This window comes from Salinarimonas ramus (assembly GCF_014645695.1).
In the GTDB taxonomy this organism is placed as follows: Bacteria; Pseudomonadota; Alphaproteobacteria; order Rhizobiales; family Beijerinckiaceae; genus Salinarimonas; species Salinarimonas ramus.
The window spans coordinates 1-832 of the sequence record NZ_BMMF01000039.1 but is presented as its reverse complement, the minus strand read 5'-3'; the positions used below and the strand labels follow the sequence as shown (position 1 = coordinate 832).

The 832-nt window shown below is 68.0% G+C and carries 1 protein-coding gene; it reads right to left on the bottom strand.

Features of this window, described 5'->3' with window-relative positions; all coding sequences use genetic code 11:
- Positions 1-832, bottom strand: an 832-nt coding sequence (locus tag IEX89_RS24110; protein ID WP_280513939.1) for a 1-deoxy-D-xylulose-5-phosphate synthase N-terminal domain-containing protein, incomplete at both ends; no start/stop codon positions are given.

Sequence of the window (832 nt, the reverse complement as noted above, 5' to 3'; positions counted from 1 at the left end):
CACCAGCCCCGCGCGGTCCATGGCGAAGCGCACGGGCAGGTTCTGGATGGCGACGTCGTGGACGATCTGGTCGTAGGCGCGCTGCAGGAAGGTGGAATAGATCGCGACGAACGGCTTGTAGCCCTCCGTCGCCATGCCGGCGGCGAAGGTCACCGCGTGCTGCTCGGCGATGCCCACGTCGAAGGTGCGGGTGGGATGCGCCTTGCCGAAGAGGTCGATGCCGGTGCCCGAGGGCATGGCCGCGGTGATGGCGACGATCCTGTCGTCGGCGTCGGCTTCCTTGATCAAGGATTGCCCGAACACCTTGGTATAGGCCGGCGCGTTGGCCTTGGGCTTGGCCTGGGCGCCCGTGACCACGTCGAAGGTGACGACGCCGTGATACTTGTCGGAGGACGCCTCCGCCGGGGCGTAGCCCTTGCCCTTCTGCGTCACCACGTGGACGAGGACGGGCCCGCCCTCCGTGTCGCGCACGTTCCGCAGCACGGGGAGGAGGTGGTCGAGGTTGTGCCCGTCGATGGGGCCCACGTAGTAGAAGCCCATCTCCTCGAACATGGTGCCGCCGGTCCAGAACCCGCGGGCGTATTCCTCCGCCCGGGCCGCCTTCTCGGAGAGGCCCTTGGGCAGCTTGCGGGTGAGCTGCTTGGCCGTCTCGCGCAAGGAGCGGTAGGTCTTGCCCGAGACGAGGCGGGCGAGATAGGCCGACATGGCGCCCACCGGCGGTGCGATGGACATGTCGTTGTCGTTGAGGATGACGACGAGGCGCGAATGCATGGCGCCCGCATTGTTCATGGCCTCGTAGGCCATGCCCGCCGACATCGCCCCGTCGCCGATG